The 12,582-nt window shown below is 72.1% G+C and carries 16 protein-coding genes; 11 read left to right on the top strand and 5 right to left on the bottom strand.

Translation table 11 applies throughout. The annotated features are described in order from the left end of the window. Window positions 1-8: 8 nt before the first annotated feature. Complete coding sequence (locus tag LN251_RS38685) at window positions 9-674, bottom strand: DUF4097 family beta strand repeat-containing protein (RefSeq protein ID WP_458248824.1); 666 nt, start codon at window positions 672-674, stop codon at window positions 9-11. Between the two features lie 223 nt (window positions 675-897). Here LN251_RS38685 and LN251_RS38680 point away from each other — a divergent pair, with 223 nt between their 5' ends. The 7 genes from LN251_RS38680 to LN251_RS38650 all read left to right on the top strand — a co-directional run bounded on the left by LN251_RS38680 (window position 898) and on the right by LN251_RS38650 (window position 5,623). Further along, window positions 898-1,647 carry a helix-turn-helix domain-containing protein gene (locus LN251_RS38680; RefSeq protein WP_458249518.1) on the top strand — a complete coding sequence of 250 codons (750 nt, stop codon included), beginning with the start codon at window positions 898-900 and terminating at the stop codon, window positions 1,645-1,647. Between the two features lie 69 nt (window positions 1,648-1,716). Then, window positions 1,717-2,106 (top strand): VOC family protein, encoded by a 390-nt coding sequence (locus tag LN251_RS38675; protein WP_458248823.1) that lies wholly within the window; start codon window positions 1,717-1,719, stop codon window positions 2,104-2,106. A 134-nt stretch (window positions 2,107-2,240) separates the two neighbouring features. After that, window positions 2,241-2,537, top strand: a complete 297-nt coding sequence (locus LN251_RS38670) for an antibiotic biosynthesis monooxygenase family protein (RefSeq protein ID WP_458248822.1) — start codon at window positions 2,241-2,243, stop codon at window positions 2,535-2,537. A gap of 15 nt (window positions 2,538-2,552) precedes the next feature. Then, complete coding sequence (locus tag LN251_RS38665) at window positions 2,553-3,671, top strand: ABC transporter permease (protein ID WP_458248821.1); 1,119 nt, start codon at window positions 2,553-2,555, stop codon at window positions 3,669-3,671. After that, window positions 3,668-4,360 (top strand): ABC transporter ATP-binding protein, encoded by a 693-nt coding sequence (locus tag LN251_RS38660; RefSeq protein ID WP_458248820.1) that lies wholly within the window; start codon window positions 3,668-3,670, stop codon window positions 4,358-4,360. Before LN251_RS38665 ends, LN251_RS38660 begins: the two co-directional genes overlap by 4 nt. Window positions 4,361-4,389: 29 nt before the next feature. Next, a complete protein-coding gene (locus tag LN251_RS38655; protein ID WP_458248819.1) occupies window positions 4,390-5,010 on the top strand; it encodes a TetR/AcrR family transcriptional regulator in 621 nt (206 codons plus the stop codon). A 76-nt stretch (window positions 5,011-5,086) separates the two neighbouring features. Then, complete coding sequence (locus LN251_RS38650) at window positions 5,087-5,623, top strand: isochorismatase family cysteine hydrolase (protein ID WP_458248818.1); 537 nt, start codon at window positions 5,087-5,089, stop codon at window positions 5,621-5,623. A gap of 49 nt (window positions 5,624-5,672) precedes the next feature. On the opposite strand, the gene LN251_RS38645 is transcribed toward LN251_RS38650, so the two are convergent. After that, window positions 5,673-6,266, bottom strand: a complete 594-nt coding sequence (locus tag LN251_RS38645; RefSeq protein WP_458248817.1) for a lytic transglycosylase domain-containing protein — start codon at window positions 6,264-6,266, stop codon at window positions 5,673-5,675. 230 nt (window positions 6,267-6,496) lie between these two features. Between LN251_RS38645 and LN251_RS38640 the strand changes: the two genes are divergently transcribed. Then, window positions 6,497-6,964 (top strand): SRPBCC family protein, encoded by a 468-nt coding sequence (locus LN251_RS38640; RefSeq protein ID WP_458248816.1) that lies wholly within the window; start codon window positions 6,497-6,499, stop codon window positions 6,962-6,964. A 46-nt stretch (window positions 6,965-7,010) separates the two neighbouring features. Beyond that, on the top strand, window positions 7,011-8,018 hold the full coding sequence (locus tag LN251_RS38635; RefSeq protein WP_458248815.1) for a MerR family transcriptional regulator: 1,008 nt from the start codon (window positions 7,011-7,013) through the stop codon (window positions 8,016-8,018). A 74-nt stretch (window positions 8,019-8,092) separates the two neighbouring features. On the opposite strand, the gene LN251_RS38630 is transcribed toward LN251_RS38635, so the two are convergent. Continuing rightward, window positions 8,093-8,674, bottom strand: a complete 582-nt coding sequence (locus LN251_RS38630) for a DUF4383 domain-containing protein (RefSeq protein WP_458248814.1) — start codon at window positions 8,672-8,674, stop codon at window positions 8,093-8,095. A 116-nt stretch (window positions 8,675-8,790) separates the two neighbouring features. After that, window positions 8,791-9,726 (bottom strand): hypothetical protein, encoded by a 936-nt coding sequence (locus LN251_RS38625; protein ID WP_458248813.1) that lies wholly within the window; start codon window positions 9,724-9,726, stop codon window positions 8,791-8,793. Between the two features lie 446 nt (window positions 9,727-10,172). Between LN251_RS38625 and LN251_RS38620 the strand changes: the two genes are divergently transcribed. After that, window positions 10,173-10,886 (top strand): VOC family protein, encoded by a 714-nt coding sequence (locus LN251_RS38620; protein ID WP_458248812.1) that lies wholly within the window; start codon window positions 10,173-10,175, stop codon window positions 10,884-10,886. Between the two features lie 21 nt (window positions 10,887-10,907). Here LN251_RS38620 and LN251_RS38615 read toward each other — a convergent pair whose 3' ends face one another. Further along, window positions 10,908-11,759 carry a SigB/SigF/SigG family RNA polymerase sigma factor gene (locus LN251_RS38615; protein ID WP_458248811.1) on the bottom strand — a complete coding sequence of 284 codons (852 nt, stop codon included), beginning with the start codon at window positions 11,757-11,759 and terminating at the stop codon, window positions 10,908-10,910. 423 nt (window positions 11,760-12,182) lie between these two features. Between LN251_RS38615 and LN251_RS38610 the strand changes: the two genes are divergently transcribed. After that, window positions 12,183-12,431, top strand: a complete 249-nt coding sequence (locus tag LN251_RS38610) for a DUF5133 domain-containing protein (RefSeq protein ID WP_058921157.1) — start codon at window positions 12,183-12,185, stop codon at window positions 12,429-12,431. The last annotated feature ends 151 nt before the right edge of the window (window positions 12,432-12,582 follow it).

The raw sequence follows: 12,582 nt of genomic DNA, 5'->3' as shown, positions 1-12,582 counted from the left end.
ACGATGGGTCACAGGCTGCGGGCGGTGATGTCGCCCTTCGAGGTGGTGGCGCGGATGGTGAGTTCGGCGGTGCCGTCGTTCTTGAGCGCGTTGTGGATCCGGCCGTGGGAGGTGCCGGCGTCCAGCGAGGCGGAGACGTCGGCGGCGGCCGCGACCGTGATGTCGCCGGACTCGGTGCGCAGGTCGAGGGTGCCGCGTCCGGCCTCCGCGATCCGGATGTCGCCCCGCGCGGTGCTGATGTGGGCGGAGCCGCCCAGCCGGCCGATCTCGACGTCGCCGTCCACGGCGGCCAGGCGGACGCTCGCGGCCTCGTCGATCTTGATCTGGCGGTAGGCGCCCTCGAAGGAGAGGTCGCCGAGGCGTCCGACCACCCGGAGTTCGGTGCCGCCGGCCGTGGCCTCCACGCGGGAGCCGGCGGGCAGCTGGACGGTCACCTCGACGGCGCCGGAGGGGCCGAAGAGCTGGTTCTTCGCCTCCGGGGCCATGACCCGCAGGACCCCGTCGCCGCAAGTGACCTCGACCTGCTGCGCCGCCTTCACGTCACGGCTCTTGGAGGCGTCCGCCGGCCGGACCTCGACCGTGGTGTCGGCGCGGTCGGCGGCGATGAGCTGGACCCGTCCGGCGGGGATGGCGAGAACGGCGTGGACGGGGGCGGTGGTGTCGAACTTCTGCATGGTGTGCTCCTGGTTCGGCGTTCGTTTCTGACATTGGAAACGCTACGTTGCGTTCTCGATTCGAGCAATGTACTTGTTGCGACAGAAACATGTAAGTGCAGTTCAGAGCGGCAATATCGTTGCAACCGTCGTGTCGGCTAATGCAATAGCCCTGGTCCTGCGTTGCAATGGAATGCCGGTGAACGCTATAGTCGGACCACCACGCACCATGAAGGAGGCCACGATGCCGGGCGGCAGGCTCACGCAGCAGGAACGCCAGCAGATCGCGCTGGGACTGGCCGACGGGCTCGCCTACGCGGAGATCGCCAGACGTCTCGACCGGCCGACCTCGACCGTCACCCGCGAGGTGATGCGCAACGGCGGCCCCACCGCCTACCGCGCCGACCTCGCCCACCGCGCCACCGAGCGCCGGTCCCACCGCCGCAGGCAGGCCGTGCCCCGCGGGACGCAGGAGACCCCGCAGCCCTACGGACGCGACCCCGAGGCCGTGCGCGCGTACGAGGAGACGCTCACCACCGTCTTCATGCAGTCCGGTACGCCCCAGATGATGGCGCGGGTGATGGCCTGCCTCACCGTCAGCGACACGGGCAGCCACACCGCGGCCGAACTCGTCCAGCGCCTCCAGGTCAGCCCGGCGTCCGTCTCCAAGGCCATCGCGTTCCTGGAGAGCCAGGACCTGGTGCGCCGCGAGCGTGACGACCGCCGCCGCGAGCGCTACGTCGTCGACGACGAGGTCATGTACCAGGCGATGATGTCCAGCGCCCGGGCCACCGCCCAGGTCGCCGAGACGGCACGCCAGGGTGTCGGTGTGCTCGGCCCCGGCACCCCGGCGGGCGCGCGTTTGGAAAACACCGCCCGCTTCCTCGACTTCGTATCCGAGAGCCTCGCCCGCGCCGCCGAGCAGGCCCGCGAGATCCTCCACGCCAAGCCCGGAGCGCCGGAGCCCGAGATCGCCGGGGCCGGCGAGGCGTGAGGCGGTCGCCGGGCCGACGTCGAAGCCCGGGACGTGCTCGTACGGGACCCGGGCGGGCAGTCGTACCGCATGGGATCATCACCGCGTTTCACTCTCGCCGCGACCACCCTCGACGCCCCGGACGCCCGTGAGCTCGCGCAGTTCTACCAAGGGCTGCTGGGCTGGCCCGTGCGCAGGGAGGAGGCGGGCTGGCTGGAGATCGCACCGCCCGACGGGGGCGGCGGACTCTCCTTCCAGACCGAACCGCTCTTCACGCGCCCGCGGTGGCCCTCGGAGCGCACCGGGCAGCAGATGATGATGCATCTGGACATCGGGGTCGACGACCTGCCGTCGGCCGTCGAGCGGGCCGTCGCCCTGGGGGCGACGGTGGCGGACCATCAGCCGCAGGACGACGTGCGCGTCCTGCTGGACCCGGCCGGCCACCCCTTCTGCCTCTTCGTGCGCCCCGTCCCGAACTAACCCCCGCTCCGGTTCGTCGCCTCCGGCTCACCACCTTCCCGACAGGTGTGTCGGGAACCTGGTCTAGGATGCTGACATATGCGTCGGCAAAAGCTGCCGGTGCTTCGCTCTGCCTTGGAACAGGTGGTTTTCGGATGTACACGGTGATGAACCGGATACCGGTCCCCGCGGCCGGCGCGGCGGCGTTCGAGGAGCGGTTCGCGGCGAGCATGCGCGAGACGCTGCCCGGCGTGATCGGTCTGGTCGGGGCGCGTCTGCTGCGCCCGCAGGACGAGGGCGGGACGTACGCGGCGGTCATGGACTTCACCTCCCGCGACGCGTTCCTGGCCTGGATGCGGTCGCCCGCCTTCCACGCCGCTCACGGGTCGTCCACCAGCGGAATGAAGAGCGACGTGGAGAGCTTCGAGACCGTCGCCTCCGTCGGCGCCTGAAGCGGAAGGCATCCCGTGTTCCTCGCTCTGCGCGATCTGCGCGTCGCCCGCGGGCGGTTCGCCCTCATCGGTGCCGTGGTCGGCATGATCGCCGTCCTCGGCGTCATCCTCTCCGGGCTCGCCAGCGGCCTCGCGGACTCCGGCATCTCCGCCCTGCGCGCCCTTCCGGTCACCCACCTCGCCTTCGACGGGTCCGCCACCGGAGAGCTGTTCTCCCGCTCCACCGTCACCACCGACACCGCCCGGCAGTGGGCCGCAGAGCCGGGCGTCCGCAAGGCCGAACCGCTCGGCCAGCAACTGGTGCACGCCCAACTCGGCGGCGCGGGCGGCAAACAGCTCGACCTCGCCGTGCTCGGCGTGCGGCCGGGCGGCTTCCTGGCCCCGCCGCCCCTGTCCGGCAAGCCACTGTCCGGCGATCCGAACGGCGTCCTCGTCAGCGAGGAGATCGTCAAGGAGGGCGTCAGGATCGGCGACCACCTGACCGCCGGCCAGGCCGGAACCCGCCTGACCGTGGTCGGCACGATCGGCCGCGCCTCCTTCGGCCACGTCGGCATGGTCTACGCACCGCTGCCGCTGTGGCAGCGGCTCCACTACGGCCTTCCCGGCGCCCTTCCCGACGCCGCCGCCCACCAGGCCACCGCCGTCGCCCTGCAACTCGCCCCCGGCACCGACACCGGGGCCATCGACCACCGCCTCGGCACCCGGACCGTCGACAAGGCCGGCACCTACGCCGCGTCCCCCGGCTACACCGCGGAATCCAGCACCATGACCCTCATCCGCGGCTTCCTCTACGCCATCTCCGCGCTCGTCGTCGGCTCCTTCTTCACGGTGTGGACCATTCAGCGCCGCCACGAGATCGCCCTCCTGAAGGCGATCGGCGCCGCCACCGGCTACATCCTGCGCGACGCCCTCACCCAGGCCGCTGTCGTCCTGCTCGCCGCCACCGCGGCCGGAACCGCCGTGGGTCTGGCCCTGGGCGGCGCGATGAACGGATCGGCCCCCTTCTCCCTCCAGGCGGACCAGGTCACCCTGGCCGCGGTCCTGCTGATCGTCCTGGGACTGGCCGGAGCCGCCGTCGCCATCCGCCGCATCACCAAGGTCCAGGCCCTCAGCGCCCTCGGAGGCGACCGATGAACCACCCCGCACCGACGAAGACCCAGGTGCTGCGCCTGACCGGCGTCACCCTGCACCTGGGGCGAGACCAGCAGCAGGTCACCGCCCTCGACGAGGTCGACCTGACCGTCGCCTCCGGCGAGTTCGTCGCCGTCACCGGCCCCTCCGGATCGGGCAAGTCCAGCCTCCTCGCCGTCGGCGGCGGCCTCCAGAGCCCGACCAGGGGAGCCGTCCACGTGGCCGGAGTCGACCTGACCACCCTCAAGGAACACCAGCGCACCGCCCACCGCCGCCGCCACATCGGCTACGTCTTCCAGCAAGCCAACCTCTTCAGCTCCCTCACCGCGCGAGAGCAGCTGCTGCTCACCGCCCACGTCGCGGGCCGCCTCGACGGCACGATCCGCCGCCGTGCGGACGAGCTGCTCGAAGCCGTCGGCATGACCGCCCGCGCGGGCCACCGTCCCGACCGGCTCTCCGGCGGCGAGCGTCAGCGCGTCGGCATCGCCCGGGCCCTCGTCCTCGCCCCCGAGGTGCTGCTCGTGGACGAGCCGACCTCCGCCCTGGACCGCGCCCGGGCCCGCGACATCGTCGACCTGCTCGCCGAGCAGACCCGCCTCCACCGCACCGCCACCGTCATGGTCACCCACGACCACGAGATACTGGACGCGGCCGACCGCGTCCTGACCTTGCGGGACGGCCGCCTGAGCTGACCGAGCCACCGAAAGGCCCTCCCCGCCCCATGCCGAAGATCAACGCGGCCACCGTCGCCGAGCACCGTGCACAGCAACGCGCCGCACTGATCCAGGCCGCCGTCGACGTCCTCGTCGAGCAGGGCGCCACCGCGGTCACCCCGGCCGCGGTCGGCGCCCGCGCCGGACTCGCCCGCTCCAGCTTCTACCAGTACTTCCCCTCCTCGGCCGCGCTGCTCGCGGCCATCGTCGAGGAGTCCTTCACCGCCGCCGACGCCGCCACCACCCAGGCCCTCGTCGAGGTGCACGACCCCGCCGCACGCATCGACGCCTTCGTCCGCACCGAACTCCACCTCGCCGCCCGGGGCCTGCACCGCCCCGCCACCGCGCTCCTGCAGGCCGACCTGCCCCGCGAGTGCCTCGACCGCGTCCACGAGCTCCACCGCCACCACTACGCCCCCCTCCAGGACGCGATCGCCCTCGTCGGCGCCGACGCCCCCGAGCTGACCGGCCGGCTCGTCGGCGGCATCGTGCAGGCCGCCATGACGGCCGTCGAGCACGGCGCCGACCCGGACCGCGTCGCCGACCGCGCCCTGGCCCTCGTACGCCACGGCCTGACCCCGCCCGCCGCGCAGCGGTCCGACGAGCCCGGGGCCGCCGCCCGCGAATGACCGTGCCGACGACCCCGGCGCGCACTCGCACGGCCCGAACCTGCATGGCCCGCTCCCGTGGGGCACCCTGCAAGGTATGGGCCAGACTGCGCTGATCGTCGTCGACATGATCAACACCTACGACCACGATGACGCCGACCTGCTGCTGCCCTCGGTGACCGACGTCGTCCCGAGGGTGACCTCGCTCCTGGAGCGGGCGCGCGAGAAGGAGGCGACCGTCATCTACGTCAACGACAACTTCGGCGAATGGCGCTCGCACCACGGCGAACTGCTGGAGCAGGCCCTGGCCGGCCCGCACGCGAAACTGGTCGAGCCTCTCGTGCCCGACGACGACTCGCTCTTCGTGGTCAAGGCACGCCACTCGATCTTCTTCGAGACCCCCCTGAACTACCTGCTCTCCCAGCAGGGCATCGACCGGGTGGTGCTGTGCGGACAGGTCACCGAGCAGTGCATCCTCTACTCCGCGCTGGACGCGCACATCCGCCACCTGGAGGTCACCGTCCCCCGGGACGCGGTGGCCCACATCCACGCCGACCTCGCCGAGGCCGCTCTGCGCATGATGGAACGCAACATGGGCGCGACGGTGTGCGACGGCGACGACCTGTGGCGCTAGGCACACGCCACGATCCGGGCGCGCCGGAACCGGGTGTCACCCCGGCGGTTCAGGCACCCGTGGAGTCGCTCCGCCCGCCGCCCTCCGCCAGTACCGCCGCCGCCCGGTGCCGGTAGGAACGGAAACGGCGCAGGTAGGACCGCGCCATGGGGCCCGGCGGCACTCCACGGGCGAACGCCCGCATGTTGCGTTCTCCGGCGTTGTAACCCAGCGCCAGCAGCTCCTCGCGGGTGCAGCGGCGTGCGTGCCGCGCGGGAAGGCACCGGTCGAGATCCGCGAGATGCAGCGCCGCGGCGTGCACGGCGAACGCCGGATCGTCACGGAGGTCCTGCCACCGCTCGGACAGGCCGTGCGCGCGCCGGACCCGCTCGAACGTCGCGCGGTGCATGTTGGCCACCCCGAAGGACGCCTCCGGCTTCCACCACTGCCACAGCCGTTCCAGCAGCGGGTGGTGCGGCTTGTACGCCTCGTTGTAGAGGACCGTCAGCACCAGCAGGGGGGAGACCCCGGCCGCCTCGGCGCTGCGCACCACGCAGTCCGCGTAGTCCGCCGGGTCGTATTCACCGGGCCGCAGCGGCGGCGTCCGGACGTCACCGCCCTCTTGTCCGTCCGGTCCCGGCACCGCCGTCGACGGTTCAGCCATCCCCACCCTCGTTTCCTCGCTCGCCCCGGCGGGACGGCGGACCGGTGAACGGTTTCCGCAGTGCACGTGCCCCCGCGGCCCCCACTCATGCCGGGGCCGCCCGTCTCCCGGACCGCCGCGCCGTACAAACGACACGGCTTCCCCTGCATCCGTCGAGCCCGCTGCTCCGGAACAGAAGCTGCCGAGACCAGAACGGAGATCGGCGTGCAGACACCGAAGCGGAGGCCCTTGTGATCGAAGTCGAGCGTGTTGTGACGTTGGATCACCCTTTGGCCGACGTCGTGCGGTACCTGGCCGACTTCTCGCACACCGAGTCGTGGGACCCGGGAACGGTCACCTGCCGTCGTATCGGCGACGGAGAGCCGGCCGTCGGCGCGGAATGGCACAACGTGTCGGAGTTCCGGGGCCGGCGCACCGAGCTGCGCTACCGGATGGTCCGCCACGACGCCCGACACCTCATCTTCGTGGGCCGCAACAAGACGGTCACGTCCACCGACGACATGCGCTTCGAGGAGAACGGGGGCCGTACGCGGCTGACCTACCGGGCGCGCCTGGACTTCAACGGACTGGCCCGCCTGGCCGAACCCCTGCTCAAGCGGGAGTTCCGACGCCTTGCGGACGAGGTGTCCGAGTCGCTGCCCCGAGCCGTCGACCGCGCTCTGCGGGCCCCTGAGACCGAAGGAAGGTATCCCCGGTGAGCGGCGACCGGGCCGTCCGGACCGCCCGCGCCGTGGGGAACAGCCGATGGACTTGAGCGACACCGAAACGGACCTGTCGTCGGCCGGGGTGACGACGGGTTCCCTCGCCAGACGTCTGGGCGTGTCGCCCACGACGCTGCGCTCCTGGGACCGCAGGTACGGACTGGGCCCCGCCACCAGGACACAGGGACACCACCGGCGCTGGACGCCCGAAGACGTCGCCATGGTCGTGGAGATGTGCCGTCTGACGGCCGCCGGCATTCCGCCGGGGGAGGCGGCGAGGGCCGCGAAGGCCCAGCACCACCCACAGCCCGTTCCCGTGGCGCCGTCCCGCCCGCCGGGCCGTCCGGCCGCCGCCCCGGCCGACGTCATGGACGCCGTTCACGCCTCGCGGTCCGGCAGCGGCCTGCCGCTGGGCAATGTGCGGCACGAGTGCAAAGGACTCGCGCGCGCCGCCGTCCGCCTGGACGCCGTCGCCGTACAGGAGCAGCTCACCTCGGTGATCCGCGCCTACGGACTGGTGGTGACCTGGGAGGAGATCCTGTCCCCGGCGCTGCAGGCCGTCGGGCGCAAATGGCAGTCGGCCGGCGAGCGGTACGTGGAGGTCGAACACCTCCTGTCCTGGCACATCTCGGCCACGATCCGGCACGTCTGCGTGACCGCCGCGCCCGCGCAGCGGGAGTGGAAGTCCGCTCCCGTGATCCTGGCCTGTCTGCCGGGGGAGCTGCACACACTGCCGCTGGAGGCGCTCAACGCCGCGCTGGCCGAGCGCGGCGTGGCGACCCTCATGCTGGGCAGCGCCGTACCGGCGGAGGCGCTGACGACCGCCGTGGAACGCGTCGGCCCGAGTGCCGTGGTCCTCTGGTCGCAGTCCGGCTCGACGGCCAGCCTGCCGCTGGCCCACCATGTCGCCTCGACCCGCTGGGGCATCCGCGGCGCTCGCACGCAGAGCCGTGTCCTGCTCGCGGGCCCCGGCTGGGGCCGCGGCCAGCGCTCTGGCCTGCTGCGTCCGCGCGGCCTGCAGGACGCGCTGGTCATGCTCGAAGCGCTCTGACCCGCGCCCGCACACGGAAGTGGCCCTCGCCGGCTGTCGCCGGGCGCGAGGGCCACTCGCATCCCGCGTGTCCGTTACTCCTCGGGCCGCGCGCTCGTGGCGGCGAGCGCGGGCTGGTCCGCCGCCTTCCCCGACGGCAGTGCCGGGCCCTCGCCCCGCTCGCGGCGGCGGGCCGCCAGCGCCTCACGGGCCGCCTGGCGGGCGTGCCGGCGACGCCAGTATGGGTTGTCGTGCGGCAGCTTGCTCGACACCCGCCCGTACATGCCGAACGTCAGGATGATCAGCCCCATGACGAAGCTGAACAGGACGTTGGTCATGCCGAAGTCGAGGAAGTTGGCCGACCGGTCGAGGATGAAGATGTGGACGAAGCCGCTCAGCAGGAACAGCGTCCCGACCACCATGTTGAGCGTCGACGCGAAGTTCCCGCCGACGATGCCGCCACCGATCAGGGCCAGGCCCACGACGACGGAGATCAGGCTGAGCACACCGTTGGTCGACATGCCGGCGATGCTCTGCCCGTCGGTGCTGAACGGGCTCAGCTCGTCGGCGAACCCGAGGACGCCGAAGACCAGCAGGGTCAGCCCGCAGAAGGCGGCGCCGTACCGGTAGACCGTGGCCAGCTTGTGGTCCACGGGGAGCTCGTCGCTCAGTTTCATGGCGATTTCCTTTCCCGGTCCGCGAACGCGCCGTCGCGTTCCGCGGAGCAGCGTTCTACGTCGGCTGCTCGTGCACTATTCGTGACAAATCGGCCATACGGTTGCATGCTCGTGCGTCAAGATCGCGGCAGGGTCACGGCACCGGTCGCCGCGACCCGGCCCGCGGCCGTCACGACGAAGCGGGCTCCCCTGTGATCCGACGCGACGTCCACGGCCGCCCCCCGCACGGGCACCGGCGACCGGAGGTCGACGCACAGTCCCGCCACCGCGCGGGCCGTCATGCCGGAGGACAGCAGGACGGCCTGCCGGCCCGCTTCCAGCACGGCGAGAGCGGGCAGGTCTGCCGGGCGGCCCGGCAGGAGGACGGGGTGGGCCGGGTCGCGCGGGACGATCATCAGCCGGCCCTGCGGCCCGCGGGCGAGCAGCACGTCGGGGTCGGAGACCGCGCCCACCGCCGCCGCCGCGGGGTGCAGCAGCGCGGAGCCCGGCGCGACGGGGAGCGCTCCGGTCTCCGCCGGCGCCGCCGCGGCGAATCCGATGGCGCAGGTGGCGAAGCGTTGCCCCGCGTACAGGTATTCGGCGGTCAGGCGGAAGGACGCGAGGGCGCCCCTTCGCAGCACGACGTCGCTCAACATCACCCGCGTCGAAACCCGCGTGGCACTGCCGCTCTCGACGGGCTGCGCGCCCGGGTACAGCCCGAGGTTCACCGACACCGCTTCGAGCGGCGTGGCCTGGCCGGGACGCAGGTGCCGGCTCTGCACGGCCATGGCGAGCTGGCGGGTGGACTCGACGACGATCAGCGGGTGGTGGGAGACGGTGGTGGCGCGCTCGTTGAGAGGGTGCAACCGCGGCCATTGGCACTGCGCCTCGAAGAAACGGTCACCCAGCCGGCGCAAGGTCACCACCAGCATGCACGCCATCGTCTCGAGCCGCAGACCGTGCCATGTCAGCGGGTCGCCCGGGCCCCCGGCGTCCTGCTCCCGTGGCATCCGGCGACCCGCGGCGACAGGCTCCTCGACCAAGGCCACCTGGTGCACTGCACTGTCCAGCATGAAGCCTCCTGATGCGCGGAGGGGCCCTCTGCGAACCCGTTGATACCGGGACTTTCGCGCTGGGCCTCGCCGCCGGATGCGCCGCGCCGGGACTCGGCGAACAGCTGGGGCAGATTGGCCGTGCGGTGGCTCATGGCTCCTTCAGGGGGTCGGTGACGCCCTGGCCCTTCTCGATGAGGTACGGCTTGCCGGGCTCGGGCGGGATGAACGAGCGGGTCCGGTACCTGGTGGCGTACTGGATGGTCATAGGAGACCTCCGGCTTCGCCGGGGGAGAAGCGTCAGGTCACCTGACATAGCCGGGTGGGGAGAGACCTCGATGCGAACCGAGCCATGCCGGAAAATTCGGCTGCGGCCGGGACCGGCGCGTCCATAGGATCGCCGTTCGGGGTGCCGGACCGGCGCCCCGAACGCCGGCCGGTACTCGACACTGGGAGCCTGTGGCGCAATGAGCAGCCGCCTCTTCGCGATCTCCTTCGACGCGCATCGGCCCGAGCGCCTGGCGCACTTCTGGTCCGGCCTTCTGGGCCTGGAGGGAGCCGGCGCCGGCGACGACGGGGTCGCGCTGCACTCCGGCAACGACGCCGGCTACCGCCTCGGCTTCCGGCCCGCGCGGGCGGGGAAAGTCGCCCAGAACCGGCTGCACTTCGACCTGACCAGCTCATCCCCGGAAGACCAGCGGGAGATCGTGGCCAGGGCGCTCGACCTCGGCGCGCTCCACGCCGACGTGGGCCAGGGGCCGGACGCGAGCCATGTGGTGCTCGCCGACCCGGAGGGCAACGAGTTCTGTGTCCTGGAACCGGGCAACCGTTTCCTCGCCGGCTGCGGCACCCTCGGAGCGCTCGCCTGCGACGGCTCCCGGGCCGTGGGGTACTTCTGGAGCCGGGCGCTGGGCTGGCCGCTGGTCTGGGACCAGGACGAGGAGACGGCCGTCCAGTCGCCGAGGGGCGGTACGAAGCTCACCTGGGGCGGTCCGCCCCTGATGCCGGACCCCGGCAAGGACCTGCACCTCGAGCTGGCGCCGGACGGCGATCCGGAGGCGGAGGTCGAGCGGCTGGTCTCCCTGGGAGCGAAGCGTCCGGACTCCGCGCACCGCGGGAGTGGCGCGGTGGTGCTGGTCGATCCCGACGGCAACGAGTTCAGGCTGTTGACCGAAGGGTGAGACCGTCGTCCTGCGGCGGGGTCACCTCGCCGTGCCGCCGCCCGAGCGCCGGCCCAGGGCCTGCTCGCGGACGAGGGCGCAGCTACGGCTGATCAGCCGCGACACGTGCATCTGGGAGATGCCCAGCCGACTGGCGATGCTGCTCTGGGTCATGTCCTCGAAGAAGCGCATGTACAGGATCGCCCGTTCCCGTTCGGGCAGCCGGCGCAGGCCCTCCTTGACGGCCTCCCGGTCGAGGACGACGTCGTAGGACGCCTCTGTCGTGCCGAAGGTGTCGGCGAAGCTGTAGCCGTCGCCGTCGGAGGACATCTCGACGTCCAGGGAGAGGGTCTTGAAGCTGTCCATCGCCTCCATGCCCGCCGAGACCTCCTCCTCGGTGAGGCCGGTGCGGGCGGCGAGGTCGGCGACGGTGGGTTCGTGGCTGCCCGGTGCCTGGGTGAGTTCGCGGCGCGCCACCCGGACCTTGTTGCGCAGCTCCTGCACCCGGCGCGGCACCCGCAGGGCCCACATCCGGTCGCGGAAGTGCCGCTTGATCTCACCGGTGATGGTCGGCACGGCGTAGCTCTCGAAGGCTCCGCGCGAGGGGTCGTAGCGGTCGACGGCCTTGACCAGGCCGAGCGCGGCCACCTGGCGCAGATCTTCGATGTTCTCTCCGCGGTCGCGGAAGCGGCCGGCGATCCGGCGGGCCATGGGCAGCCAGGCCTCGACGAGTTCGTCTCGCAGGGCGTTGCGTTCGGGGCCTTCGTCGACCTCCGCGAGCCGGGCGAAGAGCGCCGCGGTGTCGGGGGCGTCGTCGTGGGCGCGCTGCGTCGTGGGGGTGGTGGGGGTGGGCGTGGGCGTGCCAGGACGGCTTGTCGACATGTCGATGAGCATGCGGAATGGCTCCCCGAACGATCTGGGGCGGACCTGGAAGTCGTGGACCAGGCCGCCCGACGGTATGGCAGCAGTCAGGGTTCGCCGCGGTGAGCTGCCGAGCCGTGGGGGGCTCGTAGGGGGCAGGTTCACCCGGCGCGCGCCTCCGGTCCGAAGCGTGTTCGGTCCGGTTGCCCCCCGGTCGCGGTAGCAAACACCTCGATCGCGGAAGGTGTGCCGGTTCGTCCCCGCCACCGCGGTCGGCGGCAGAGCCCCTCGCGGCAGGGGCATCGGGCAGGTGTGGATCCATCGGCGCGGGGCACCAGAAGATCGCTCAGGGCCGCTGAGCGCGGTGCACGGGGTGAACCTCCTGCCTCACGCGGCCTGACCCGCGGCCGTCGGCCGCGCTGTGAGTCGTGTCCTGTGGGGAGAGGGAAAAGAGTCATGCTGCTTCCGGCCGAGAAGGATCTGCGCGCCGTACTGGACCGTTTCGAGCAGGCGCGTGTCGCGCACGACGTGCATCCGTCCGGGCGTACGAGCCGGGCGCTGGAGGACGCCACCTACACGCTGTGCGTGATGACCGGCTCCCGCACCGCCGAACAGGCCGTCCCGGCCGCCCATGCCCTCCTCGACCGCTACGCCGCCGTCGAGCGGCAGGCGCCGGCCCAGCAGGACAAGACGCTGGCCGCGTAGGGCGACGGCGCGTCTTCACCGACTTCACCGCTGGGCGACGTCGGCGCGGCCCGGACCTTGCTCATCTGAGAAGAAGAAGTTCCAGACGGGCGACGTTGTGCCTATTTGTCCGGGCTTTGGGCACTTGGGGGACCTGAAGGCCCCCGCGCCC

Source organism: Streptomyces sp. MAI_2237 (genome assembly GCF_054189285.1).
Note: the sequence above shows the minus strand (reverse complement) of the source record. Positions and strands in the feature narration are given on the sequence as shown.